This window comes from Pseudomonas sp. F-14 TE3482, from assembly GCF_053629455.1.
In genome coordinates, this window is sequence record NZ_JBRJII010000001.1 from 390,046 (window position 1) to 415,486 (window position 25,441).

12 protein-coding genes, 2 tRNA genes and 3 rRNA genes are annotated in these 25,441 nt (G+C 57.8%); 6 read left to right on the forward strand and 11 right to left on the reverse strand.

The genetic code is table 11. The features are described from left to right. Positions 1 to 4: 4 nt before the first annotated feature. The 10 genes from recD to AB7M26_RS01815 all read right to left on the reverse strand — a co-directional run bounded on the left by recD (position 5) and on the right by AB7M26_RS01815 (position 18,163). The gene (recD, locus tag AB7M26_RS01770) at positions 5 to 2,113 is read right to left on the reverse strand and encodes an exodeoxyribonuclease V subunit alpha (protein WP_123498805.1); all 2,109 of its coding nucleotides are present in this window, start codon (positions 2,111 to 2,113) and stop codon (positions 5 to 7) included. Continuing rightward, positions 2,110 to 5,799, reverse strand: coding sequence for an exodeoxyribonuclease V subunit beta (gene recB / locus AB7M26_RS01775; RefSeq protein WP_123498803.1), 3,690 nt, complete (start codon positions 5,797 to 5,799; stop codon positions 2,110 to 2,112). The genes recD and recB overlap by 4 nt, the downstream gene beginning before the upstream one ends. Next, a complete protein-coding gene (gene recC, locus AB7M26_RS01780; RefSeq protein WP_123498801.1) occupies positions 5,796 to 9,248 on the reverse strand; it encodes an exodeoxyribonuclease V subunit gamma in 3,453 nt (1,150 codons plus the stop codon). The genes recB and recC overlap by 4 nt, the downstream gene beginning before the upstream one ends. Before the next feature lie 156 nt (positions 9,249 to 9,404). Beyond that, positions 9,405 to 9,520, reverse strand: a 5S ribosomal RNA gene (gene rrf / locus AB7M26_RS01785). Between the two features lie 160 nt (positions 9,521 to 9,680). Then, positions 9,681 to 12,572, reverse strand: a 23S ribosomal RNA gene (locus tag AB7M26_RS01790). Positions 12,573 to 12,807: 235 nt separating this feature from the next. Next, positions 12,808 to 12,883 (reverse strand) — tRNA-Ala (locus AB7M26_RS01795). A 30-nt stretch (positions 12,884 to 12,913) separates the two neighbouring features. After that, positions 12,914 to 12,990 (reverse strand) — tRNA-Ile (locus AB7M26_RS01800). A gap of 82 nt (positions 12,991 to 13,072) precedes the next feature. Continuing rightward, positions 13,073 to 14,611, reverse strand: a 16S ribosomal RNA gene (locus AB7M26_RS01805). The 16S, 23S and 5S rRNA genes sit together here with 2 tRNA genes alongside, the layout of an rRNA operon. A 640-nt stretch (positions 14,612 to 15,251) precedes the next feature. After that, positions 15,252 to 16,745 (reverse strand): CoA-acylating methylmalonate-semialdehyde dehydrogenase, encoded by a 1,494-nt coding sequence (locus AB7M26_RS01810; RefSeq protein ID WP_007906810.1) that lies wholly within the window; start codon positions 16,743 to 16,745, stop codon positions 15,252 to 15,254. Between the two features lie 68 nt (positions 16,746 to 16,813). Then, positions 16,814 to 18,163, reverse strand: a complete 1,350-nt coding sequence (locus AB7M26_RS01815) for an aspartate aminotransferase family protein (RefSeq protein WP_007906809.1) — start codon at positions 18,161 to 18,163, stop codon at positions 16,814 to 16,816. 124 nt (positions 18,164 to 18,287) lie between these two features. Here AB7M26_RS01815 and AB7M26_RS01820 point away from each other — a divergent pair, with 124 nt between their 5' ends. The 6 genes from AB7M26_RS01820 (at position 18,288) to AB7M26_RS01845 (ending at position 24,857) form a co-directional block, all read left to right on the forward strand. Further along, entirely contained in the window at positions 18,288 to 19,208 is a 921-nt protein-coding gene (locus AB7M26_RS01820) for a LysR family transcriptional regulator (RefSeq protein WP_007940170.1), read from the forward strand. Between the two features lie 212 nt (positions 19,209 to 19,420). Beyond that, entirely contained in the window at positions 19,421 to 20,071 is a 651-nt protein-coding gene (locus AB7M26_RS01825; RefSeq protein ID WP_123500995.1) for a TetR/AcrR family transcriptional regulator, read from the forward strand. A gap of 7 nt (positions 20,072 to 20,078) precedes the next feature. Beyond that, positions 20,079 to 20,660, forward strand: a complete 582-nt coding sequence (locus AB7M26_RS01830) for an IMPACT family protein (protein WP_123500993.1) — start codon at positions 20,079 to 20,081, stop codon at positions 20,658 to 20,660. A 587-nt stretch (positions 20,661 to 21,247) separates the two neighbouring features. Beyond that, complete coding sequence (locus tag AB7M26_RS01835; RefSeq protein WP_123500991.1) at positions 21,248 to 22,813, forward strand: ABC transporter ATP-binding protein; 1,566 nt, start codon at positions 21,248 to 21,250, stop codon at positions 22,811 to 22,813. Between the two features lie 11 nt (positions 22,814 to 22,824). Continuing rightward, a complete protein-coding gene (locus AB7M26_RS01840; protein WP_429387690.1) occupies positions 22,825 to 23,931 on the forward strand; it encodes an ABC transporter permease in 1,107 nt (368 codons plus the stop codon). Beyond that, positions 23,931 to 24,857: an ABC transporter permease gene (locus tag AB7M26_RS01845; RefSeq protein ID WP_123500987.1), complete on the forward strand. Its 927-nt coding sequence runs from the start codon at positions 23,931 to 23,933 to the stop codon at positions 24,855 to 24,857. Before AB7M26_RS01840 ends, AB7M26_RS01845 begins: the two co-directional genes overlap by 1 nt. Positions 24,858 to 24,937: 80 nt before the next feature. Here AB7M26_RS01845 and AB7M26_RS01850 read toward each other — a convergent pair whose 3' ends face one another. Next, positions 24,938 to 25,360 (reverse strand): hypothetical protein, encoded by a 423-nt coding sequence (locus AB7M26_RS01850; protein WP_429387694.1) that lies wholly within the window; start codon positions 25,358 to 25,360, stop codon positions 24,938 to 24,940. Between the last annotated feature and the right edge of the window lie 81 nt (positions 25,361 to 25,441).

Below are 25,441 nucleotides of genomic sequence, written 5' to 3' on the forward strand. Positions count from 1 at the left end.
CTTTTCAGTGACCCGGCTCGATCCCCTCTTCCAGCTCCAGCATCAACCCGCTCAAGCGCTTGACCTTACGCCGCACGGCCTCTTCGAATACACCGGCGCGAGGCTCAATCAGGGTGAACCAGTGTTTGGCCCGGGTTATGCCGGTATAGATCAGCTCCTTGGTGAGCACAGGGTTCAGGGCATCCGGCAGAATCAACGCCGTATGGGCGAATTCCGAGCCTTGGGATTTGTGTACGGTCATGGCGTACACGGTGTCGACATCGTTGAGCCGACTTGGCAGGACAAAGCGCACACCGCCTTGACCATCGTTGCGCGGAAAGGCCACACGCAGCACTTGCCGTCCAGCATCGGGGCCCTCACGTTCCGGCAGCTTGAGGGCAATGCCAATGTCGCCGTTCATCAAACCCAGGCCATAGTCGTTGCGGGTCATCAGCACGGGCCGACCTTCGTACCATTGGTGGTCGCTGTCGATCAGCCGAGCCTTGAGCAGCGCGTCGGTCACTCGCTGATTCAAGCCTTCCACACCCCAAGGCCCTTTGCGTACCGCGCACAATAGCTGGAAGGCGTCGAAAGCTTGCAGGACCACACGAGCCCAATGGGTCCAGCGTGGATCGTCCAGCGGGCTGTCGAGCGGCGGCCGCTGGCTACGCAAAAGATTCAGGTAATGCCGATAACCTTGCGGTCCCTCGCCATGGCCTTCGAGCAGTAAACGCTCCAGCGCCCGGTCCTGCTCACCCTTGAGAGGCAGGGAAAATACGTCGCCATGGCTTCCAGCCGCCAGTAACTTGCGGGCTTCCTCGGGTTGCTGCCGGTTGACCCAACGGGCCAACTGGCCAATGCCGCTGCCCTCGCCGAAGCGCCGTGAGTGACGCAGCATCACCACTTGCTGAGCCAGGGGATGCGCTCCGTTGATGTCTTCGTGCAAGTCGCTGGCACCAAGGTTTTCCCCGCTGACTGACTCCAGCCACTGGCATGTCTGCGGACTGTACCAACCGGCTTCGGCATCGCGGCACAGATCGCCCAGGACGGCACCGGCCTCCACCGACGCCAGTTGATCCTTGTCACCGAGCAGCACCAGACGGGCATGGGCCGGCAATGCGTCGAGCAAACTGGCCATCATTTCCAGGTCGATCATCGAGGCTTCGTCCACCACCAATACATCCAGCGGCAAACGATTGCCGGCGTGGTGCCGAAAATGCCGGGTACCGGGACGACTGCCGAGCAAACGGTGCACGGTGGTCACATCCGACGGGATCTTCTCCCGCACTGTTTCAGCAACTTCCAGGGTTTGAACCTGTTGGCTGATGGACTCGGTCAATCGTGCGGCAGCTTTGCCAGTGGGTGCCGCGAGACGAATGCGCAGCGGTTTGCCGGCTTCCACCGCGGGCGCTTGTAGCAATGCGAGCAAGCGTACGACCGTAGTGGTCTTGCCGGTCCCCGGGCCGCCGGTGACGATGCTGAATGCGCTACGGGTAGCCAGGGCGCAAGCGAGCTTCTGCCAGTCGATCACTTCATCAGGCCTGGCAGGGCCGAACAGGCCGGTCAGGCGTTGGGGCAAATCACTCGGTGTTGTTTCGTGTGCCGCTAGCCGCTGACGCAGGGCGTTGTCGATCCGCCGCTCGTAAGCCCAGTAGCGGCGCAGGTACAAGCGTTTTCCCGACAGCACCAACGGCCGATGCTGCGCGGCCTCGCGCCCGTCGACGGCCAGAGCCACCAAGCGGCTGGACGCCAGCACCTTGCACCAATGAGCCCCCTCCAGCGCCTCAAGCAATTGTGACGGCAGCAACATCGCGCCACTTTGCAGATCACCTTCCGGCGGCAGTGACAGAGCGAAGTCCGGCTCTTTCAGCGTTTCGAACAGATCCAGGCAAACATGGCCGTGACCCAACTGGTGACTGGTCAACGCGGCGGCCAGCAGCACCAGCGGATCATCGTCGGGGGCAAGCTCGTGGAGAAAGGCCACGAAGGCCTTGTCCAGCGCCCGTAGCCAACCGCGTTCGACCCAGCGCGTGAGCAGCAGCAACAAGTCATCTGCGCGACTCAGCGGGGCCAGGTCCGCCAGACTTTCGGCCGCCAACGGCGTGGGCAGCAAATCGGCGAAGGTGCGACTCATAGCAGTACTCCCTGTTCCCAGGCGGGTTCGGCCTTGGGCTCTGGCTTGCCCTGGAACAACCGGTCCAGACGCTCGATCAGCTCCCGCGGCGGACGGGCGAAATACACGCCCTGGCTGGTCGCACGAGTACCGCGAAGGAACAGGTACAACGCCCCACCGACATGCCGATCGTAATCGTAATCGACCAGCCGCGCCTTGAGCTGGCGATGCAAGGCGAGCAGGTACAACACATATTGCAGGTCGTAACGGTTGTCCAGAATCGACTGCTCCATGGCCTGCTCGGTATAGGCCGCGTCATCGACGCCCAGCCAGTTGGATTTGTAGTCGGCGACGTAATAACGACCGTCGTGCTCGAACGTCAGGTCGATGAAGCCTTTGAACATACCATTGAGCAGCACCGGTTCGGCGGCCACCCTGGACACGCCGTTGTGGGTGTATTGGCGCACCAGTTCATCGAGTTTGAGCACATCGACTTTGTGACTGGCGAACCAGAATTCCATCTCGACCCGGTACTGGGTCAGTTGCTCGAACACCACCGGTGCCTGCCCGCCGCCGACGTGCAGCGGGGATTTGAGCAAGTGCTGTAGCCAGTCACTCAATGTCGTGATCCAGCCTTCCCAGCCACGGCGATTGCAGCGGCGGGCGATGGCGTCTTCCACAGTTTGTGGTGCAGCGGCAAAACCTTCGTCACCGGCCCACTCGAGCAATCCATGGAGAAAAGTGCCGGGGTTTGGCCCGCGAGGGAATCGGTGGATATCAGCGCCGCCGGCAATCACTTCTCGCGGCGCTTGCGGATCGAGACGTTCGTCGTCAAAAAGCTTTTGTGCTTGCGGGCTCTCCGGCGCTTCGTCACTGCCCACGCTAAGACTGTCACCAATGCGCAGGGCGCTGTAGGAGGCGATCCACCAGTTTTCGCTGGCCTTGCGTTTGGGTATCAGCGGTGTAAGCAAGGTCGCTTCATTGCGCGGCGGATGGTAATGCTCGGCGCTCGCTTCAGGCATTTCACCGTAGTTCAGCGCCGGGCAGTTCTGCTGCAAATCTTCCAGCCAACGCCGCAACCCTGCCGACTCGGCCAATGGCGCACCACCGCCCAACAGGTAACCCAACGCTGAAAGGTGCAGCGTCGAGCCATTGTTATTGCCTCGCTTGAGGTCAGTCACACCGAGCCAGCAGGCATGTTGTGCCCGGGTCAGGGCGACATAGAGCAGGCGAAGATCCTCGGCCAAGCGTTCATCATCGGCTTGGACGATCAACTCCGGCGTCGGCTTCAAGCTCACTTGAGCGTTGCCCATCGCGTCGTGGTAATACAACGGCAAACGGCTGCCATCCACAGGTTTTGCCGAGCAGATGAATGGCAGAAACACCAACGGATATTCAAGCCCTTTGGATTTGTGAATGGTCACGACCTTGACCAGTTGCTCGTCGCTTTCCAGGCGCAGGATCTGTTCTTCGCCAGCCTGACCGGACAATGCCAGATGTTCGGCCAAATGCCGGATCAGCGCTTGCTCGCCATCAAGCTCGGCGGCGGCCTGCTGTAGCAGCTCGGACAGGTGCAGCAGGTTGGTCAACACCCTCTCGCCATCGTTGCGCGCGATCAACGCCTGGGGCAGTTGGAAGTCGTGCAGCAAACGTCGCAGCATTGGCAGCACACCCTGTTTGCGCCAGAGCTCACGATAACCGCGGAACTGCATGACCCGCGCTTCCCACGCCAGTTCGTCCTGATTCAGCCGCTCCAGCTCAGCCAGCGAAAGGTTCAGTGTGATGCAGGCCAGCGCGGCACGGAGGGGACGCTCGACATCCGGTTCGGCACACGCCTTGAGCCAGGTCAGCAGGTCATGGGCCTCCTGCGCGGCGAACACGGAGTCCTTGTCTGACAGGTAAACACTGCGCACGCCGCGAGCCGAAAGTTCGCCACGCACGGCCTGGGCCTCTTTGCCGTCGCGCACCAGAATTGCGATATCCGATGGCAGTAGACCTTTGAAGTCCTTACCGTCCTGGATGAAGCCAGCACAGCCTTGCTGACCGCCATTGAGCAGCGCGGTGATTTCACTGGCGCAGGCGGCGGCCAATTGTTGTCGATACACCGCGCCAGACAGTGGCTGATCGGCGGACAGGTGCCAGATGTTCAGGGCCGGTACAACCTGACCATCAATCTGCAGGACTTCTTTGCGCCCCTGGGATTCGACGGGCAGGAACGGCACCGGGTTCTCTCCATTTTTCTCACGAAACAGGAATGCTCCGCGTCCCTGCTCACGAGATTCGGCGCGCTCGAACACATGGTTTACCGCACTGACCATGCCATGACTGGAACGGAAGTTGGTGCCCAGGGTATGCAGGCGGCCAGTGGTGGCCTGGCGGGCACGCAGGTAGGTATAGATGTCGGCTCCGCGGAAGGCATAGATCGCCTGCTTCGGGTCACCGATCAGAAACAGACCGGTTTCAGGATTGTTATCTTCGATGCGATAAATGCTCTCGAAGATTCGATACTGCACCGGGTCGGTGTCCTGGAATTCGTCGATCAACGCGACCGGGAACTGCTCGCGGATCAGTGTGGCCAGGCGCTCACCGCCGTCAGACTGCAAAGCCGCATCGAGGCGCAGCAGCATGTCATCGAAGCCCATTTCCGCGCGGCGACGCTTTTCCTCCTCGAACCGTGCACCCACCCAGTGAGCGGCGTGTTGCAGCACGGCGGCATCGGGGGTCGGCAAACTATCGAGACTGGTCTTGAGACCGGGCATTGCATCGAGACCGGGATGACGGGGAGCTTCACCCTTCCAGGCTTCAGCCATGCCATCGGGGGTCAGGCGAGTGAAGCCGGTGCCAATGTCCAGTTGCTCGAGAGATTCATCTTCGGCCCAGGCCCGGAGCTTTTCGAACCAGGGTTCGAAGTAGCGCGGCTGCATCTTGCGGCCATCGACACTCTTGCTTGCGACACCCTGGTGACAGATGGCAAGCAACTCATCCGCCCATTGGCGCCAAGGCATCTTGAGTTCAAGCAAAGTGGCCCGTCGCTCCTGCAGGCACTCGGCAATCAACTCGGCAGGCTCTTTACCTTCAACACTGTCACGTTCGCTGGCGAACAAGCCACGCACTCGCGGCAGCAACGCCGCCGGGCCACCCCAATTGCCGCGAACCCAGTTCAGTGCATCGCCTTGCATTGGATAACAGAACAGTCGCCAGTAGTCGCGCAAGACTTCGCCGAGCAAATCGCTGTGATCGGTTTCCAGGGTCTGGGTGAACAGGCTGCCACTGTCGAACGCATGTTCGCGCAACATGCGCTGGCACCAACTGTGGATGGTCGATACCGCCGCTTCATCCATCCACTGGGCGGCGATGTCCAGGCGGTTTGCACAGCCGGACCACTGTTCGGGGAGGTACTGCTCGCGCAACTCGGCAATGAGGCCATCCGGAGCCGGTGTCTCATCGCGGAAAAACCGTGCGGCTTCGGCCAGCCGTGTGCGAATACGTTCGCGCAGCTCTTTGGTCGCGGCATCGGTGAAGGTCACCACCAGAATTTGCGGCGGCAGCAATTCACGGCCAAAACCACTCGACTCACCGCCGTGGCCAAGGACTAGACGCAAGTACAACGCAGAAATAGTGAAGGTCTTGCCGGTCCCGGCGCTGGCCTCAATCAGCTGGCTGCCACGAAGCGGGAATGCCAGGGCCAGCGGTGTTTTCGTGGTCATGAGCGCGCCTCCTCGCTGGTCGATGAACGCCAGGAGGCCTCAAGCAGCGGCCGATACAAAGCGTTGCACCAATCGGGGAAGGTTTCATCGGCAATCAGAGCATTGTAGTCGGCGAATTGCCGAGCGAGTGCCGGGCTTTCGCGGCGCTCGCCGTCAGTGGTCTGGCCGTCGCCTTGATAGGTCTTGCGGGCAGCGGCGTCAGCTTTGGCCGGGTCGGTTTGAGCGAGCCAGGCGAACGCTGTTTTTACTGCAATCGGCAGCGGCTGGCGCATGCCCGTTTGCCAAGCCAACAACAGGTCGCCCAGAACCCGGGATGCTGCGGCCTCCTCCATCGGACCGAGCAACAAACTGTCGTCGCTGGCCACCAACGCAGTGGTCATCGGCATGCCGCTGGCACAGGCAACCAGGTGATTGACCCAAGCTCGCGTCAGGCGATGCCATTTGCGAGCCTTGATCGAACCGATGCTGTTGGGAATCGTAGTCACCGACAACAATCCGCCATCTGCGCGTTGATGCAGGCCACTGAGCCAGCCTTCCAGGCGCAATCCTTGTAGTTCCAGACTCACCGGCAACGCGCTGGTGAGCGGGGTCGGCCATAACGCCAGAAGTTGCTGATAACGCAGCAGCAGATCCGGCAGCGGCTCGATCAACTCTCGCTGAAGACATTCACCAAAACCGGCCATGGGCAAGAGCCCGCTGTTTTGCAGGCGTTTTGCCTGCGCCTCCAGTACCTGATCGGTTTGGTCCAGTTGCCCCAGTGCCACTTCAAGCAAGCTGTCGCTGAGGCTATAGCGTTGCAGCGCATCGAGTACAAATGGCTCTTCATCAGCCAAAGGCACTTCTGCAGCCTCGAAGAACACTTTGAGCCGGTGGCTGAAGAAATGTCGTACAGGGTTGCGCAGAAAATCCTGCAGCTGACCCAGGCTCAGCGGTTCGTCCTGGACGTAGGGTTCAAGCACTTCGATATCAGTCGCCAGATCACTGGCTTGATGTAGAACCTGCCACTCGCTGGCGTAGCTGAATAGATCATCGCCTTCATGAAAGTAGCGAGCGCTGAAAGGTTGCAGCGGGTGTTCCTGAGTCATGGACTCAAGCAGGTCACCATTATCATCGTGCAGTCGCCAGCCGCTGCCGAGATGATCACGCAACTGCCCTATCAACACCGAAGCAGGGCGCTCGCTGTTGTCCCGAATACTGCGGCCGACCCAACTGATATAGAGTTGGTCGCGTGCCGACAACAATGCTTCCAGCAACAGATAGCGATCATCTTCACGCCGGGAGCGATCACCGGGGCGGTAGTCACTGCCCATCAGGTCGAAATCCAGCGGCGGCTGCGCGCGAGGGTAATCGCCGTCATTCATGCCAAGCAGACAGACCAGTTTGAAGGGAATTGCTCGCATGGGCATCAAGGTACAGAAGTTAACGGCCCCGGCAAGGAAGCGCTGAGACAGGCGACCTTGGTCGAGACCCGCCAGCCAGGCTTCACGGACTACGGTCAACGGTAATTCGTCGTGCAAACCTACGGACTCGCAGGTCTCAAGCCAGGTCTCACGCAGCTCTTCGAGTTGGGCCAACAAATAGTCGTCATGCTCGTTGCTGGCCAGGAAGAATAACTGCACCAAAGCTTGCAACCGCGAACCCCATTGTTTGGGCGCTGCAGGTTGAGTGAGTTCCTGGTGAGCAACTTCCAATGTATCCAACAACGCCACCAAAGGGCCTATGAGCGCGGCATCCAGACCACCAATTTCGTCGTAGGGCTCGATCCCCTCGCAGGCACTGGCGCTGCCCACGGCATAACCCAGCAACATCCGTCGCAAACCGAAACGCCAGCTGTTTTGCTCCAGTTCCTCAGGCAGACCCAGGCCCGCGCGCTGCTCGGCGTTCATCCCCCAGCGAATGCCTGCGCCTTCGATCCAGCGATGCAAGGTCGGCAGATCTCGTTCCTCTACGCCAAACCGGGTGCGTAATGCGGGAACGTCGAGCAGATCCAGGATCTCGCTGACAGGGAAGCGACTGTCGGGAAGGTTGAGCAGGTGTTCGACAGCAATCAGTAGCGGATCCCGGCCTCGCTGGCCTTGATCCGCAAGTGTGAAAGGAATGAAGCGCGGATCAAAGCGATCGATCTGACCAAAAACAGCACGGATATGCGGGGCATAACTGTCGATGTCCGGGACCATCACGATTACGTCGCGAGGCCTGAGGTCTGTGTCAGCACTGAATCGGGCGAGCAACTGATCGTGGAGTATTTCCACTTCGCGTTGAGCGCTATGGGCGATGTGAAAACGGATCGATTCGTCCTTTTTCAGATCGACAGCAGCCCAACGCTCGCGAGTCTCGTTCAAGGGACGCAATTCCAGGATATCGTCCTGCAACTGATTGAGCATGTTCTGTGGCTGGCTTTCGCTGAAAAGATCGATGCGCCCGTCACGAAACGCCGAGCGATAGCTATTGGGATCGTCGTAGCTGTCGAGCAGATTAATGTAGTCCCGTCCCTGCTTGCCCCACGCGGCCAGTAGCGGATGGGCATGCTGATGGAGCGTTTGCGCGTCGAGCACGACCGGCATGCCGCTCTTGCGAGCCTGGCGCTTGTACTGATGTCGCAACAGATCTTTATCAGCGACGATGTCTGCCCAATGGTGACGACATGGGTTGTGTACGCACAGTAAGACCTGGCTGAATCGAGCAAGACCGGCAAGCGCTTCCAGGGCCTGAGCAGGCAGTGAGGAAATCCCGAAAACGATCACCCGCGAAGGCAATCCACTCGGCGCTACGTCGAGGCTATTGATGCGCTCGATAAAACGTTGGTGGACGCCTGCGCGGCTTTGCGCCATGCCTTGTTCACCGACATCCAGCAACAACGCACGCCACAGCTCCGCCTGCCAACAGTTGGCCGGGGTCAGGGCTTTGGCTTCGCCTCTACCATTTCGTAACTGATGACGACCTTCTGCCCAGTCTTCGAGCCAATCGGCACGGTAGACCTGATATTGGTCGAACAGATCCGCCAGTCGCTCCGCCAATTGATAGCGTTTACGTAAGTCGGTGTCATGGGTAAGAAAGCGCTGCAGAGGTTCGAAGTGCGGTTGGTTGATTAACTGTGGCAACAGACGCATCAGACGCCAGGTCAGCGGGGCTTTATCGAGAAGGGATTTGACCGGAATCTCGTCACGTCCCAGCACCATGCGATAAAGCTGCCACATGAAGCTGCCCGGTAACTGCACATCGATGGCAGCGGCGATTCCGCAGCCGCCCATGTCGTCATCTTCGGGGTCTTCGGCCAGTGCCAGCTTCAGCCATTGGGCGATGCCGTTGCTCTGTACCAGGGCGATTTCATTTTCCAAGGGAGCCAGCGGGTAGCGCCGCATCCAGCTGACCACCAGGCTGCGCAACTCGTCCAGACGGTTGCCGTGAACCACCATAAAACCAGCACTGAGGGACGTAGCGTCCGGCATAAAGGCTTCCTTGGGAAAATACAAAAGCTAGGGCCGAACCTTAGCACTGTCATCAGACTGTGACAGCCGGGAGCGGTCCGATAATGCTGTACGAACTTTCCTGCGGGCAAAACAAAACCCCTACCTGCATACGCAGATAGGGGTTTCGGAATTTAATCTTGACGATGACCTACTCTCACATGGGGAAACCCCACACTACCATCGGCGATGCATCGTTTCACTGCTGAGTTCGGGATGGGATCAGGTGGTTCCAATGCTCTATGGTCGTCAAGAAATTCGGTAGCCAGGTCGTTGGCCCTTGCGGGTTCACGCTCCAGCGAATGGGTATGTGATAGTTTGGTGTTTTGTGAGTGTCACAAACTTTCGGTTCGTTTCGTCTTCACACACCGCAATCTGGTGCCTTTTCAGGTCAGCAAATTGCTTGGGTGTTATATGGTCAAGCCTCACGGGCAATTAGTATTGGTTAGCTCAACGCCTCACAGCGCTTACACACCCAACCTATCAACGTCGTAGTCTTCGACGGCCCTTCAGGGGACTCAAGGTCCCAGTGAGATCTCATCTTGAGGCTAGTTTCCCGCTTAGATGCTTTCAGCGGTTATCTATTCCGAACATAGCTACCCGGCAATGCCACTGGCGTGACAACCGGAACACCAGAGGTTCGTCCACTCCGGTCCTCTCGTACTAGGAGCAGCCCCTCTCAAATCTCAAACGTCCACGGCAGATAGGGACCGAACTGTCTCACGACGTTCTAAACCCAGCTCGCGTACCACTTTAAATGGCGAACAGCCATACCCTTGGGACCGGCTTCAGCCCCAGGATGTGATGAGCCGACATCGAGGTGCCAAACACCGCCGTCGATATGAACTCTTGGGCGGTATCAGCCTGTTATCCCCGGAGTACCTTTTATCCGTTGAGCGATGGCCCTTCCATACAGAACCACCGGATCACTAAGACCTACTTTCGTACCTGCTCGACGTGTCTGTCTCGCAGTCAAGCGCGCTTTTGCCTTTATACTCTACGACCGATTTCCGACCGGTCTGAGCGCACCTTCGTACTCCTCCGTTACTCTTTAGGAGGAGACCGCCCCAGTCAAACTACCCACCATACACTGTCCTCGATCCGGATAACGGACCTGAGTTAGAACCTCAAAGTTGCCAGGGTGGTATTTCAAGGTTGGCTCCACGCGAACTGGCGTCCACGCTTCAAAGCCTCCCACCTATCCTACACAAGCAAATTCAAAGTCCAGTGCAAAGCTATAGTAAAGGTTCACGGGGTCTTTCCGTCTAGCCGCGGATACACTGCATCTTCACAGCGATTTCAATTTCACTGAGTCTCGGGTGGAGACAGCGCCGCCATCGTTACGCCATTCGTGCAGGTCGGAACTTACCCGACAAGGAATTTCGCTACCTTAGGACCGTTATAGTTACGGCCGCCGTTTACCGGGGCTTCGATCAAGAGCTTCGCGTTAGCTAACCCCATCAATTAACCTTCCGGCACCGGGCAGGCGTCACACCCTATACGTCCACTTTCGTGTTTGCAGAGTGCTGTGTTTTTAATAAACAGTCGCAGCGGCCTGGTATCTTCGACCGGCGTGGGCTTACGCAGTAAATGCTTCACCCTCACCGGCGCACCTTCTCCCGAAGTTACGGTGCCATTTTGCCTAGTTCCTTCACCCGAGTTCTCTCAAGCGCCTTGGTATTCTCTACCCAACCACCTGTGTCGGTTTGGGGTACGGTTCCTGGTTACCTGAAGCTTAGAAGCTTTTCTTGGAAGCATGGCATCAACCACTTCGTGTTCTAAAAGAACACTCGTCATCAGCTCTCGGCCTTAGAATCCCGGATTTACCTAAGATTCCAGCCTACCACCTTAAACTTGGACAACCAACGCCAAGCTGGCCTAGCCTTCTCCGTCCCTCCATCGCAATAACCAGAAGTACAGGAATATTAACCTGTTTTCCATCGACTACGCTTTTCAGCCTCGCCTTAGGGACCGACTAACCCTGCGTCGATTAACGTTGCGCAGGAAACCTTGGTCTTTCGGCGTGGGTGTTTTTCACACCCATTGTCGTTACTCATGTCAGCATTCGCACTTCTGATACCTCCAGCAAGCTTCTCAACTCACCTTCACAGGCTTACAGAACGCTCCTCTACCGCATCACCTAAGTGATACCCGTAGCTTCGGTGTATGGTTTGAGCCCCGTTACATCTTCCGCGCAGGCCGACTCGACTAGTGAGCTATTACGCTTTCTTTAAAGGGTGGCTGCTTCTAAGCCAACCTCCTAGCTGTCTAAGCCTTCCCACATCGTTTCCCACTTAACCATAACTTTGGGACCTTAGCTGACGGTCTGGGTTGTTTCCCTTTTCACGACGGACGTTAGCACCCGCCGTGTGTCTCCCATGCTCGGCACTTGTAGGTATTCGGAGTTTGCATCGGTTTGGTAAGTCGGGATGACCCCCTAGCCGAAACAGTGCTCTACCCCCTACAGTGATACATGAGGCGCTACCTAAATAGCTTTCGAGGAGAACCAGCTATCTCCGAGCTTGATTAGCCTTTCACTCCGATCCACAGGTCATCCGCTAACTTTTCAACGGTAGTCGGTTCGGTCCTCCAGTTAGTGTTACCCAACCTTCAACCTGCCCATGGATAGATCGCCCGGTTTCGGGTCTATTCCCAGCGACTAGACGCCCTATTAAGACTCGCTTTCGCTACGCCTCCCCTATTCGGTTAAGCTCGCCACTGAAAATAAGTCGCTGACCCATTATACAAAAGGTACGCAGTCACCCAACAAAGTGGGCTCCCACTGCTTGTACGCATACGGTTTCAGGATCTATTTCACTCCCCTCTCCGGGGTTCTTTTCGCCTTTCCCTCACGGTACTAGTTCACTATCGGTCAGTCAGTAGTATTTAGCCTTGGAGGATGGTCCCCCCATATTCAGACAAAGTTTCTCGTGCTCCGTCCTACTCGATTTCATGACCAAGAGATTTTCGCGTACAGGGCTATCACCCACTATGGCCGCACTTTCCAGAGCGTTCCGCTAATCTCAAAGCCACTTAAGGGCTAGTCCCCGTTCGCTCGCCACTACTAAGGGAATCTCGGTTGATTTCTTTTCCTCAGGGTACTTAGATGTTTCAGTTCCCCTGGTTCGCTTCTTAAGCCTATGTATTCAGCTTAAGATACCTAACTTATGTTAGGTGGGTTCCCCCATTCAGACATCTCCGGATCAAAGTCTGTTTGCCGACTCCCCGAAGCTTTTCGCAGGCTACCACGTCTTTCATCGCCTCTGACTGCCAAGGCATCCACCGTATGCGCTTCTTCACTTGACCATATAACCCCAAGCAATCTGGTTATACTGTGAAGACGACATTCGCCGAAAATTCGCGATTAAACTCACAAATTTTACCTTAGCCTGATCACCACCAGTGAAAGTGGCCATCAGTCTATCTTTCTATCACATACCCAAATTTTTAAAGAACGATCTAGCCAAAGACTAGAAATCAACATTCACCATCGTCACGATGGAATGCTCATTTCTAAGCTTTCAACAAACAGAAGCAGTAGTGGTGGAGCCAAACGGGATCGAACCGTTGACCTCCTGCGTGCAAGGCAGGCGCTCTCCCAGCTGAGCTATGGCCCCGTATTTCTACAGGCGTTTCCCACACAAAATTGGTGGGTCTGGGCAGATTCGAACTGCCGACCTCACCCTTATCAGGGGTGCGCTCTAACCAACTGAGCTACAGACCCAATTTCGGGCTGCTTCTTATCGTCTTCTTCAATGAATCAAGCAATTCGTGTGGGAACTTATGGAGCAGCTGATGTCGTCGATTAAGGAGGTGATCCAGCCGCAGGTTCCCCTACGGCTACCTTGTTACGACTTCACCCCAGTCATGAATCACACCGTGGTAACCGTCCTCCCGAAGGTTAGACTAGCTACTTCTGGTGCAACCCACTCCCATGGTGTGACGGGCGGTGTGTACAAGGCCCGGGAACGTATTCACCGCGACATTCTGATTCGCGATTACTAGCGATTCCGACTTCACGCAGTCGAGTTGCAGACTGCGATCCGGACTACGATCGGTTTTCTGGGATTAGCTCCACCTCGCGGCTTGGCAACCCTCTGTACCGACCATTGTAGCACGTGTGTAGCCCAGGCCGTAAGGGCCATGATGACTTGACGTCATCCCCACCTTCCTCCGGTTTGTCACCGGCAGTCTCCTTAGAGTGCCCACCATCACGTGCTGGTAACTAAGGACAAGGGTTGCGCTCGTTACGGGACTTAACCCAACATCTCACGACACGAGCTGACGACAGCCATGCAGCACCTGTCTCAATGTTCCCGAAGGCACCAATCCATCTCTGGAAAGTTCATTGGATGTCAAGGCCTGGTAAGGTTCTTCGCGTTGCTTCGAATTAAACCACATGCTCCACCGCTTGTGCGGGCCCCCGTCAATTCATTTGAGTTTTAACCTTGCGGCCGTACTCCCCAGGCGGTCAACTTAATGCGTTAGCTGCGCCACTAAGAGCTCAAGGCTCCCAACGGCTAGTTGACATCGTTTACGGCGTGGACTACCAGGGTATCTAATCCTGTTTGCTCCCCACGCTTTCGCACCTCAGTGTCAGTATCAGTCCAGGTGGTCGCCTTCGCCACTGGTGTTCCTTCCTATATCTACGCATTTCACCGCTACACAGGAAATTCCACCACCCTCTACCATACTCTAGCTCGTCAGTTTTGAATGCAGTTCCCAGGTTGAGCCCGGGGATTTCACATCCAACTTAACGAACCACCTACGCGCGCTTTACGCCCAGTAATTCCGATTAACGCTTGCACCCTCTGTATTACCGCGGCTGCTGGCACAGAGTTAGCCGGTGCTTATTCTGTCGGTAACGTCAAAACAATTACGTATTAGGTAACTGCCCTTCCTCCCAACTTAAAGTGCTTTACAATCCGAAGACCTTCTTCACACACGCGGCATGGCTGGATCAGGCTTTCGCCCATTGTCCAATATTCCCCACTGCTGCCTCCCGTAGGAGTCTGGACCGTGTCTCAGTTCCAGTGTGACTGATCATCCTCTCAGACCAGTTACGGATCGTCGCCTTGGTGAGCCATTACCTCACCAACTAGCTAATCCGACCTAGGCTCATCTGATAGCGCAAGGCCCGAAGGTCCCCTGCTTTCTCCCGTAGGACGTATGCGGTATTAGCGTCCGTTTCCGAGCGTTATCCCCCACTACCAGGCAGATTCCTAGGCATTACTCACCCGTCCGCCGCTCGCCACCAGGTACAAGTACCCGTGCTGCCGCTCGACTTGCATGTGTTAGGCCTGCCGCCAGCGTTCAATCTGAGCCATGATCAAACTCTTCAGTTCAAACATCTTTGGGTTTTTAAGAAACCCTAAACTTGGCTCAGCAATCGTTGGTTACATCTTTGATTTCTCGCGGAGTAACTTGTGATGCTGATAATCTTGTTGACTATCAGTCTGACTCCACAAGCACCCACACGAATTGCTTGATTCAGTTGTTAAAGAGCGGTTGGTTAAGATCTTTCGTCTCAACCGAGGCGCGCATTCTACAGCAGCCTCTGTTACTGTCAAGCGGTTATTTTCAGAAGTTTTCAAAGTTTCGCTTGGGAATCTTCAACAACTTCAACCACTTGCGCTTCCGATCTCTCGTTAGCGGGAGGCGAATTCTACAGCGTTACTCGCTGCTGTCAACACCTCTTTTTCTCCGCTTTCGACCGAGATGATCGAACCGTCAAAAGAGCCAAACAACACCGCTCTTTCAACTCCTTCTGGCTTCGATGAACTGAAGCGTAACCGCTGCCGAAAACTGCATAACTCATTGTTTACCAAGGAGTTTTCCGTTTCGACTGTGCCGGAAGTGGGGCGAATTATAGACGTCCAGAATCTGCCGTCAACCCCTGATTTCACAATTCTGCCATATAAGGCAAAGAAGCCCCGAAAACACGAAGAAGGCCGGCCCCTAGGGGCCGGCCTTCTTCCCTTCTACTTACAAACTAGGGAATGCGAATTGCGAAGCCTCATGGCTCGCCCGTTGCGGCCAGCGCTGGGTAATAGCCTTGCGACGAGTATAGAAACGGACACCATCCGGACCATACGCATGCAGATCGCCGAACAGCGAACGCTTCCAGCCACCAAAGCTGTGATAAGCCACCGGCACCGGCAAAGGCACGTTGACGCCGACCATGCCTACTTCAATCTCATCACAGAACAACCGCGCCGCTTCCCCATCACGCGTGAAGATACAGGTGCCGTTGCCATACTCGTGATCGTTGATCAGTTGCATCGCCTCTTCCAGGCTGTTGACCCGAACGACGCATAGCACCGGCCCGAAGATCTCTTCTTTATAGATGCGCATCTCTGGCGTGACGTTATCGAACAGGCAACCGCCCAGGAAGAAACCTTCCTCATGACCGGCCACGCTCAGACCACGACCATCAACCACCAAGGTCGCACCCGCTGAAACGCCGTCTTCTATATAGCCGCTGACTTTATCGCGAGCCTGACCGGAAACCAGCGGCCCCATATCCAGGCCACAAGTCGTACCGGCACCGATTTTCAACGCTTTGACCTGCGGTACCAGTTTGGCCACCAACGCATCTGCCACCTGATCGCCGACACAGACGGCTACCGAGATCGCCATGCAGCGTTCACCGCACGAACCGTACGCCGCGCCCATCAGTGCGCTGACGGCGTTATCCAGATCCGCATCCGGCATCAATACCGCGTGGTTCTTCGCCCCGCCCAAAGCCTGGACACGTTTGCCGCGCTTGGTGCCTTCGGCGTAAATGTATTCGGCAATCGGCGTCGAACCGACAAAGCTCAGCGCTTTGACTTCCGGCGCTTCAATCAAGGCATCCACCGCAGCCTTGTCGCCATGCACCACACTCAGCACGCCTTTCGGCAGGCCGGCTTCCAACAGCAGCTGAGCAATCAGCAGCGTCGAGCTTGGATCGCGCTCGGAGGGTTTCAGAATAAAGCAGTTGCCGCAGACGATCGCCAGCGGATACATCCACAGCGGCACCATGGCCGGGAAGTTGAACGGGGTAATACCGGCCACCACGCCCAATGGCTGGAAATCCGACCAGGCATCAATGTTCGGCCCAACGTTACGGCTGTACTCGCCCTTGAGAATTTCCGGCGCAGCACAGGCGAACTCGACGTTCTCGATCCCGCGCTTCAATTCACCGGCTGCATCTTCCAGAGTCTTGCCATGTTCTTCACTGATCAGTTGGGCGATGCGGGCTTCGTTCTGTTCCAGCAGTTGCTTGAAGCGGAACATCACCTGCGCACGCTTGGCCGGCGGAGTGTTACGCCAGGCCGGGAACGCAGCTTTGGCCGAGTCGATGGCTTTTTGAATGGTTTCACGGCTGGCCAATGGCAGTTTGTGGATCGCCTGACCGGTGGACGGGTTGAATACGTCGGCCGTACGACCGTCTTCGGTCACCAGTTCGCCATTGATCAAATGCGGGATAAGGCTCATGCAGGGCTCCTGAAAGTTGTCCACAGGCGCCCGCGAAAGGACGCCTATATATAAAGAGAGGGGAAAAATCAGTCGATTTTGTTCAGCACTTCGCCGACCGCGTCGAACAGACGATCGAGGTCTTGCGGCTTGCTGTTGAAGGTTGGGCCGAACTGCAGGGTGTCGCCGCCGAAGCGCACGTAGAACCCGGCTTTCCACAAGGCCATGCCGGCTTCGAACGGACGCACGATGGCATCGCCGTCGCGAGGCGCAATCTGGATGGCACCGGCCAACCCGTAGTTACGAATGTCGATGACGTTTTTCGAGCCCTTCAAACCATGCAACGCATTTTCGAAATGCGGCGCCACTTCCGCCACACTCTGCACCAGGTTTTCCTTTTGCAGCAGGTCGAGTGCCGCCAAGCCCGCAGCACAAGCCACCGGGTGGGCGGAATAGGTGTAGCCGTGCGGGAATTCCACCGCGTACTCAGGCGTCGCCTGGTTCATGAAGGTCTGATAGATCTCGGAGCTGGCAATCACTGCGCCCATCGGGATCGCGCCGTTGGTGACTTGCTTGGCAATGCACATCAGGTCCGGCGTCACGCCAAAACTGTCGGCACCGAACATCGAACCGGTACGGCCGAAACCGGTGATCACTTCGTCAAACACCAGCAGGATGTTGTGCTGATCGCAGATCTCGCGCAGACGCTTGAGGTAACCCTGCGGCGGAACCAGCACGCCAGCGGAACCAGCCAACGGCTCGACGAATACCGCAGCAATGTTCGAGGCATCGTGCAGCTCGATCAACTTGAGCAATTCATCCGCCAGCGCGATACCACCCTGCTCCGGCATGCCACGAGTGAAAGCATTGCTCGCCAGCAAAGTGTGCGGCAGGTGATCGACGTCCATCATCGCCTGACCGAACAGTTTGCGGTTGCCGTTCACGCCGCCGAGGCTGGTGCCGGCGATGTTCACGCCGTGATAACCACGAGCTCGACCGATCATTTTGGTTTTGGTGGCCTGGCCTTTCAGGCGCCAGTAAGCACGCACCATTTTCACCGCCGTGTCTGCACACTCGGAACCCGAGTCGGTGAAGAACACGTGATTCAGATTGCCCGGCGTCAGGTCGGTGATTTTCTCGGCCAACTGGAACGACAGTGGGTGGCCGTACTGGAAGCCCGGCGAGTAATCGAGGGTACCCAACTGCTTGGCCACCGCTTCCTGGATTTCCTTGCGGGTGTGTCCGGCGCCGCAGGTCCACAGACCCGAGAGCGAATCGTAGACCTTGCGGCCCTTGTCGTCTGTCAGCCAACTGCCCTCGGCAGCCACGATCAGTCGCGGGTCGCGCTGGAAGTTGCGGTTCGCGGTGTAGGGCATCCAGTGAGCATCGAGCTTGAGCTGGCTGGCCAGGGAAGTCGGGGCGTTTTCAGGCACGTTCATGGGCAAAACCTCGCAGGGCAATAAGCGGCGTGGAGATGAAAAGCGTTCTTGCAGCTAAATTGCCACGGAGATAAAGTCGGTGAAATCCAACTTTTCTAACCTTCAGTCAGGCCCGGACTAAACTATGAGTACCCGCCGCCCCGATCCACTGGCGCAAGTCAGTGACTTTGATATCCGTCTGTTGCGGATTTTTCGCAGCGTCGTGGAATGCGGTGGCTTCTCCGCAGCAGAATCGGTGCTGGGGATCGGTCGCTCGGCCATCAGCCAACAGATGAGCGATTTGGAGCAGCGCCTCGGCCTGCGTCTGTGCCAACGCGGTCGCGCCGGTTTTTCCCTGACCGAAGAAGGCCGCGAGGTCTACCAATCTGCGCTGCAGCTATTAAGTGCGCTGGAAAGTTTCCGCACCGAGGTCAACGGCCTCCACCAACATTTGCGCGGTGAGTTGACCATCGGCCTGACCGACAACCTGGTCACCCTGCCCCACATGCGCATTACCCATGCCTTGGCGCAGTTGAAGGAGCGCGGCCCGGACGTACAGATCCAGATCCGCATGATCGCGCCCAATGAAGTCGAACAAGGCGTGCTCGACGGGCGTTTGCATGTCGGCGTGGTGCCGCAGGCCAGTGCGCTGTCGGGTCTGGAATATCAGCCGCTCTACAGCGAACGTTCGCTGCTGTATTGCGCAGTCGGGCATCCGTTATTTTATGTCGACGACAAACAACTGGACGATGAGCGTCTCAATAGCCAGGACGCCATCGCTCCGACCTTCCGTTTGCCTGCCGAGATTCAGGCCCACTATCAGGCGCTCAACTGCACCGCCAGTGCATCGGATCGCGAAGGCATGGCATTTCTGATTCTGACCGGGCGCTACATCGGTTATCTGCCGGATCATTACGCCAGCCTCTGGGTGCAGCAGGGCCGATTGCGTGCGCTGAAACCCAAGGCACGTTTTTATGACCTGAGTCTGGCATCGGTCACACGCAAGGGCCGTCGGCCGCATCTGGTGCTGGAAAGCTTCCTTGAGAGCCTGGCCGCAACGCGCTGAACAACTGAAGATTCCTGTGGGAGCCGAACTTGCTCGCGATGGCTGCTTAACAATCAGCATCGATGGTGACTGACCTGGCACCATCGCGAGCAAGCTCGGCTCCCACAGGGATTGCGGTGGTCAAGGTTTTATCGCAACAGGACTTGTCTGCGACCTGCGGGTGCGCTATCAACGCATCTGGTTGCACCCATCTACCCTGTTCGGAAGTGCCTATGACCTTTGAAGTCCCAGCCCACGGCGGCAAACCCGCCAGCCGCATTCGTCAGAAGAACGAAGAGACCATCATCAAAGCCGCCGAAGACGAATTCGCCCGTCACGGATTCAAAGGCACCAGCATGAACACCATCGCGCAGAAGGCCGGGTTGCCCAAAGCGAACCTGCATTACTACTTCACTAACAAACTCGGTTTGTATGTGGCAGTGCTGAGCAACATCCTTGAACTCTGGGACAGCACCTTCAATACCCTGACCGTCGAGGATGATCCGGCAGAAGCATTGGCGCGATACATTCGCGCAAAAATGGAGTTCTCCCGGCGCCAGCCACAAGCTTCGCGGGTCTTCGCCATGGAGGTCATCAGCGGCGGCGAATGCCTGAGCGCGCATTTCAACCAGGACTATCGCATCTGGTTTCAGGGCCGGGCCGCGGTGTTTCAGACGTGGATCGATGCCGGCAAAATGGACCCGGTCGACCCGGTGCACCTGATCTTCCTGCTGTGGGGTAGCACCCAGCATTACGCCGATTTTGCCACGCAGATCTGCCGTGTCACCGGGCGCACCAAGTTGACCAAGCAAGACATGGAAGACGCCGGCAACAACCTGATCCGCATCATTCTCAAAGGCTGCGGCCTGACGCCTGCTATCTAAGACACTTATGCCTTTTACCCTCAGCGGCTTTTGCGAATACCGCGAAGAGATTCGCAAAAGCCGCTTCATCGCCCTCGCCGGACCAATCACCAGCGCAGCGGATGCTCAAGCGTTCATCGAGCAGCACAGTGATTTGAACGCCTCGCACAATTGCTGGGCCTGGAAACTCGGCGATCAATATCGCAGCAACGATGATGGCGAACCCGGCGGCACCGCTGGCCGGCCGATTCTGGCGGCGATCGAAGCGCAGGATTGCGATCAGGTCGCGGTGCTGGTGATCCGCTGGTATGGCGGCATTCAACTGGGCACCGGCGGCCTCGCCCGGGCCTATGGCGGCGGCGCCAACAAATGCCTGCAAGGGGCGTCGAAGGTCGAGCTGATCAGTCGGGTGCCGGTGAGTTGTGCCTGCGCATTTGGCGAATTGGCGCTGGTGAAACTTCGGGTAGCGGAACTGGGCGGTTTGGTCGTGGAAGAAACCTTCACGGCCAATGGCGTGGAACTGCAATTGGCGATCGGCGAGGGGCAGATAGATACCCTGCAAATGCAGCTGGCGGACTTGAGTCGCGGGCGCATTTTGTTGCAGCGATAAAAGATCAAAAGATCAAAAGATCGCAGCCTTCGGCAGCTCCTACGCGCCTGTGGGCGCTGCGATCTTTTGGGGCACCCCGGTTTTCTTTATTCTCGATACTTGCCCACATCTGCTGTGCACCCGGCTGTGGATAACCTGAGCACATTCCCCTGTAACCCTTCTGTCATGCGGCTTTGCGGGCTTTGTTCATTTTTCATCCAAATCCCCAGTGACAACATTTATTCCACGTAAAAACAAACAGTTAGAGCGGTTTATCGCCATTAGAAGAAAGCCCCTCAGTGCTTATGCCCCTCCGCTCGGCTTGCGCACAAATACTGTGGAACAACCTGTGGATAACCCGTTCATGGCTGGCGCAGCCCCATGTCCGACATAGCTTGCAGGGTATTGCTCGTTTTTTGATCAATTCACAGCGCGCAAAACCAGAGCCTGATCAAAGAACGTGCCCTCAAGTGGTGCCTGATTCGGAGTTGGAATAAGGCGAGACACCGCCCACAACCCTAAACCAGCAAGGCCTTGCCGATTTCCTGACTCAATGGCCAGGAAATTGCTTTATCCCCAGGCATAACTTCTGTCGACCTGAGCCTGTCATGTCCAACCCCGTGCCGATCCCCGATCAAATACCCCGCCTGCAATTGCGCAGAATCAGCAAGCGTTACCCCGGTTGCCTGGCCAACGACGCCATCGACTTGAGCATTGCACCCGGTGAAATTCACGCCCTGCTCGGCGAAAACGGTGCGGGAAAAAGTACCCTGATGAAGATCATCTACGGCGTCACTCACGCCGACTCAGGGGAAATGATCTGGCAGGGCCAGCGCGTGAACATGCGCAATCCGGCCCAGGCTCGCGGCCTCGGGATTGGCATGGTGTTCCAGCATTTCTCGCTGTTCGAAACCCTGAGCGTGGCGCAGAACATTGCGCTTGCCATGGGCGCTGCGGCGGGTACGCCGAAGCAGCTTGAGCCGAAGATTCGTGAAGTGTCCCAACGCTACGGCATGGCCCTGGAACCGGAGCGACTTGTCCACAGCCTGTCCATCGGCGAGCGTCAACGGGTGGAAATCATTCGCTGCCTGATGCAGGACATCCGCCTGTTGATTCTCGATGAGCCGACGTCAGTACTGACTCCGCAAGAGGCCGACGAATTGTTTGTCACATTGCGCCGGCTGGCGAGCGAGGGCTGCAGCATTCTTTTTATCAGCCACAAGCTCGGCGAAGTGCGTGCGTTGTGCCACAGCGCCACGGTGTTGCGCGGCGGTCGGGTGGCCGGGCATTGCGTGCCGGCGCAGTGCTCGGATCGGCAACTGGCGCAGTTGATGGTCGGTGAAGCCGCCGAGCTGATCACCGACTATCCAAAGGTCATGGGCGCTGATGCATTTTTGAATGTGACGGGGTTGTCCTGGCACAACCCGGACCCGTTCGGCTGCTCGCTGAAGGACATTGATTTCGACGTGCGCAGCGGCGAAATCGTGGGAGTCGCCGGAGTGGCCGGCAATGGTCAGGATGAGTTGCTGGCCTTGCTCAGTGGTGAAGAACGGTTACCCCGCGATGACAGCGCAACGATCAGTTTCGGCGGGCAACCGGTGGCCCATTTGCGGCCGGATGCTCGACGTAAACTTGGCCTGGCGTTCGTCCCCGCCGAGCGTCTGGGCCATGGCGCGGTGCCGGAACTGAGCCTGGCAGATAACGCCCTGCTCACCGCGTTTCAACAGGGGCTTGTCAGCAACGGGCTGATCCAGCGCGGCAAGGTCGAAGCGCTGGCCGAAGACATCATTCGCCGCTTCGGGGTCAAGACACCTGATGCCCAGGCGCCTGCTCGCAGTCTGTCCGGCGGCAACTTGCAAAAATTCATCCTCGGCCGGGAAATCCTCCAGCAGCCTAAATTGCTGGTCGCCGCGCACCCGACCTGGGGCGTGGACGTCGGCGCGGCCGCGACCATTCACCGGGCGTTGATTGCCTTGCGCGATGCCGGCGCGGCGATCCTGGTGATCTCCGAAGACCTCGACGAACTGTTCCAGATCAGCGACCGCCTCGGCGCCCTGTGCGGCGGTCAGCTGTCGCCATTGCAGGCCACCGTCGACACCCATCTGAGCGACGTCGGCGGCTGGATGGCCGGCCAGTTCGACACACCTCAATCACCTGCCCCCGTAGCGCTTTAACGGAGTTTCACATGCTGCTTTCTCTCGAACCCCGTGGCCAGCAATCACGCTTGATGTTGTGGTGCTCGCCCCTGCTGGCGGCCGTGTTGACGCTGGGCTGTGGCTCATTGCTGTTTATCGCCCTGGGCCACGATCCGTTACTGACCTTGCACACGTTGCTGATTGCACCGATCAGCGACTTGTACGGTGTCTCCGAATGGTTGGTCAAAGCGCTGCCGATTCTGCTCTGCGCATTGGGCCTGGCGGTGGCGTATCAAGCGCGGATCTGGAACATCGGCGCCGAAGGTCAGTTGCTGCTCGGCGCCCTCGCCGGCAGTGCGTTGGCAGTGAACATCATTGGCTGGCAAAGCCGCTGGGCGCTGGTGTTGATCCTGCTCACAGGCACCCTGGCCGGCGCCGCATGGGCCGGGCTGACGGCGTGGTTGCGCACGCGCTTCAACGCCAATGAAATCCTCACCAGCATCATGCTCAATTACATCGCCCTGAACCTGCTGCTGTTCTGCGTCCACGGGCCGCTGAAGGACCCGGCGGGGTTCAACTTTCCAGAGTCGGCGATGTTCGGCGATGCCAGTCGACTGCCGCTGTTGATGGAGGACGGTCGGGTTCACGCCGGTGTGTATTTCGCCTTGCTCGCGCTGGTGGCGGTGTGGGTGTTGCTGCAGAAAAGCTTTGTCGGCTTCCAGATCAAAGTGCTCGGGCTGGACAAGCGCGCCGCCGGTTTCGTCGGCTTTCGCGAGAAGCGGCTGATCTGGCTGGCGTTGTTGATCAGCGGCGGTTTGGCGGGGTTGGCCGGGGTCTGCGAAGTCACTGGGCCGATCGGTCAATTGGTGCCGCAAGTCTCGCCGGGTTACGGCTATGCGGCGATCACCGTGGCGTTTCTCGGGCGGCTGAATCCCATCGGCATTCTGTTTTCCAGCTTGTTGATGGCGCTGCTGTACATCGGCGGCGAAAGCGCACAGATGAGCATGAACCTGCCGCAAGCCATCACTCAATTGTTCCAGGGGATGATGCTGTTTTTCCTGCTGGCCAGTGACGTGCTGATTCTCTATCGACCGCGTTTGAACCTGCGCTGGGCTCGCCGTGCACCAACCACCGCCGTACACGCAGGAGCCTTGTGATGGATATCGATCTGCTGAGCAATATTTTCTACGCCATGGTCCGTTGCGGTACGCCGTTGTTGCTGGTGGCGCTGGGCGAGTTGATCTGCGAGAAGAGTGGCGTCCTCAATCTGGGGCAGGAAGGCATGATGCTGTTTGGCGCGGTGATCGGTTTCATCGTCGCGCTGAACAGCGGCAACCTCTGGCTTGGCGTGTTGCTGGCGATGCTCGCCGGGATGCTGTTGTCGTCGCTGTTTGCCTTGGTGGCACTGGTGTTCAACGCCAATCAGGTGGCGACCGGGTTGGCGTTGACGATCTTCGGCGTGGGCCTGTCGACCTTTGTCGGCGCAGCATGGGTTGGCAAACCATTGGCGGGTTTTGAGCCGGTGGCGATTCCGTTCTTGAGTGAAATCCCGCTGATCGGGCGGATGCTGTTTGCCCAGGACTTGTTGGTGTACTTGTCGTTCGCGCTGTTCACGTTAGTGGCCTGGGTGATTCTGAAAAGTCGCGTCGGGTTGATCATTCAGGCGGTCGGCGAAAACCCGGACGCGGCCAGTGCCATGGGCTTGCCGGTGTTGCGCGTGCGCACGCTGGCGGTGCTGTTTGGCGGCGCGATGGCGGGGTTGGCCGGGGCTTATTTGTCCCTGGCCTACACACCGATGTGGGCGGAAAACATGAGCGCCGGTCGCGGCTGGATTGCCCTGGCATTGGTGGTATTTGCCAGTTGGCGGGTGTGGCGTTTGCTGCTCGGGGCGTATCTGTTCGGTCTCGCCAGCATCCTGCATCTGGTGGCGCAGGGATTGGGGCTGGCGATTCCGTCGAGCCTGCTGGCGATGCTGCCGTATGTCGCGACCATTGTGGTGTTGGTGCTGCTGTCTCGGGATGCCGTGCGCACACGGTTGTATGCGCCGGTGTCGTTGGGGCAGCCGTGGCAGGCCGGGCATTAGGGTCGGCTTCAAGGGCCTCTTCGCGGGCAAGCCCGCTCCCACAAGTTTTGTGTCGATCGAAAATTCCGGGTTCGCCAAAATCACTGTGGGAGCGGGCTTGCCCGCGAAGGCGCCCGAACAGGCAACACTTGAACAACGCCCCACGCCAATTCAAAGACCAGGAAAACAACCAGCAATGAGCTGGCGCCGTGGAGCAAGGCATACAGCTGCCAAGCCGAAAACAGAAACCGCCCCACCGCGTCATACCGCCCAAACACCTGCTGCGGATCACGAATCCGCAGCACGGCCCACACGCACACAATCGAACCCAACAAATTCGCCATCAGCATGTGCATCGGCTCGAACGGCGGTAGCTCGCCAGGCAAATTGAAAGCCTGGCTCAGGCTCAACAACACGCCATGCAACGCCGCAAAACTCCACGGCGTCACAAAAGCAGCGGTCACGATCAGGTCGTACCACGCACTGCCACGCACCACTTGACGATATTGCGTTGAAGTCCACATCCGTCTTGCTCCGTAAATTCAGGGAGCAACAAGGCTAAAGCCTGGAGTATGCTCCAGGGTCAAGCCCTCTCGAGACATCAA